Annotated in this window: 2 protein-coding genes and 1 pseudogene; 1 reads left to right on the top strand and 2 read right to left on the bottom strand. The window is 73.1% G+C overall.

The genetic code is table 11. The annotated features are described in order from the left end of the window. A pseudogene (locus tag ACWEVN_RS47715) lies at window positions 1-422 on the bottom strand (LacI family transcriptional regulator); the annotation flags it as partial. A gap of 81 nt (window positions 423-503) precedes the next feature. Beyond that, on the bottom strand, window positions 504-875 hold the full coding sequence (locus tag ACWEVN_RS47710; RefSeq protein ID WP_452055691.1) for an alpha/beta fold hydrolase: 372 nt from the start codon (window positions 873-875) through the stop codon (window positions 504-506). Window positions 876-986: 111 nt separating this feature from the next. On the opposite strand from ACWEVN_RS47710, the gene ACWEVN_RS47705 reads away from it, so the two are divergent. Further along, window positions 987-1,946 (top strand): 4Fe-4S binding protein (locus tag ACWEVN_RS47705; RefSeq protein WP_452055690.1); only part of this gene is annotated, 960 nt, incomplete at its 3' end.

Below are 1,946 nucleotides of genomic sequence, written 5' to 3'. Positions count from 1 at the left end.
CCCACGTGCTCGTGCCCGAGGCCGGCGAGGTGGCCGAGGCAGAGCGCGCCCGCCGCGGCGAAGTCGAGGTCGAGGCAGCCGAGCCCGCGCGGCCGGTCCGGCACTCCGATCAGCACCGCCGGCCGCCCCAGCCCGAGCAGCACCGGCACCCGCGCGTCCGCGGCTTCGACGTCCATCACCACGACCCCGTCGGCGACCGCGGAGGACACCGCCCGCCGCAGCGCGGCCGGGCCGTCTTCGGCGGTGAGCAGCAGCAGGGCGTGGTCCCGGGCCCCGGCCGCGGCGATCGCGGCGGCCACGAACTCCCGCACGACGACATCGTGGGCCCCGGCACGCAGCGGCACGACCAAGGCCAGGACGTTCGTCCGGGGGCCGGCGGTGAGCCGGGCCCCGGCGTGCCGGTGGTGACCGCGCTTGCGCATGGCGTTCTCGACTGCCCCCCAGAAGACGGCGACCCGTCACTCTTCGTCGAACCGCGTCGACGATATATCAACGTAGGGTACTCATCGGGGATGTGCAAGCAGCCCGGCGAGCACGTCGGGCCGTTCCGAGGCGAGGAAGTGGCCCGCTCCCGGCACCTCCGTGAACCCGGCGTGGGGCAGCAGCTTTCGGTTGGCCCGCCGATCCGACGGCCGGGACCAGTCGCGCTCGCCGTAGGCGAACCGGACGGGCGCTTCGACTTCGGCGTAACGCGAACGGGCCGCGACGAGGCTCGGCAGGTTCCGGTGGATCCCGCGGGTCACGGCGGGGTAGCCGGGGCGGCGGCCCACCCGGAGGAGTTCGTCGAGGTGGTCCTCGCGCAGGGCGCTCTTGTCGCCGAGGCCGCCCCGCAGGATCCGGCGCAGCGCGGCTTTGGGTGGGGCTGCCTCGGGCATCGCGCCGGCTTCCTCTCGCCGGGACGATCGGAAACCGATCGGTTTCCGATCGCAAGACGCGGTGCTACGGTGAAACCGATCGATTTACCGAGCTCGTTCCGAGTAGGTCCGATGACGCACGACCCGGCGCTGCCGGCGAAACTGGCTGCGCACCCGTCGGTGCGGGCGGTGCTGTCCCGGCGCCCCGCGGACCCGCCGCCGGTGCTCGACGCGGCGCGGCTGCGCGAGCTGTGCCGGGCGGCCGGCGCGGACGACGTCGCCGCGGTGAGCCTGGACCACCCCGATCTGGCCGGCGAGCGCGAGTACGTGCTGGGTGCGCTGCCGGGCACCCGGACCCTGATCGCGATGGCGTTCCGGATGAACCGCGACAACTGCCGCTCCCCGGCCCGCAGCGTGGCCAACCAGGAGTTCCACCAGACCGACGAGCAGGCCAACCACACCGCGCGCAGCGTGGTCCAGGCGCTGCAGGACGCCGGGCACCGGGCGATCAACCCGTCGGTCGGCTTCCCGCAGGAGATGGACCGCTTCGGCACCGACCGGATCTGGGTGGTGGCGCACAAGACGGTCGCGGTGGCGGCCGGGCTCGGGGTGATGGGCCTGCACCGCAACGTCATCCACCCGAAGTTCGGCAGTTTCGTCCTCTTGGCCACCGTGCTGGTGGACGCGGAGGTGAGCGAGTACGGGCAGGCGCTGGACTACAACCCCTGCATCGACTGCAAGCTGTGCGTCACCGCGTGCCCGGTCGGTGCCGTCGCCAAGGACGGCGCGTTCGACGGCCTCGCCTGCACCACGCACAACTACCGCGAGTTCATGAGCGGGTTCACCGACTGGGCGCAGACCGTGGCCGACAGCGAGGACGCGGCCGACTACCGCTCCCGCGTCTCCGCCTCCGAAAGCGCCTCGATGTGGCAGAGCCTGAGCTCGCCGCCGGGGTACAAGTCGGGGTACTGCCTGGCCGTCTGCCCCGCGGGCGAGGACGTCCTCGGCCCGTACCTGGAGGACCGCAAGGGCTTCCTGAAGACCTACCGGGCGGGCACGGTGCTGTACCCGGTGCTGGACCTGGCCGGGTGG

Source organism: Amycolatopsis sp. NPDC003861 (assembly GCF_053605405.1).
Note: the sequence above shows the minus strand (reverse complement) of the source record. Positions and strands in the feature narration are given on the sequence as shown.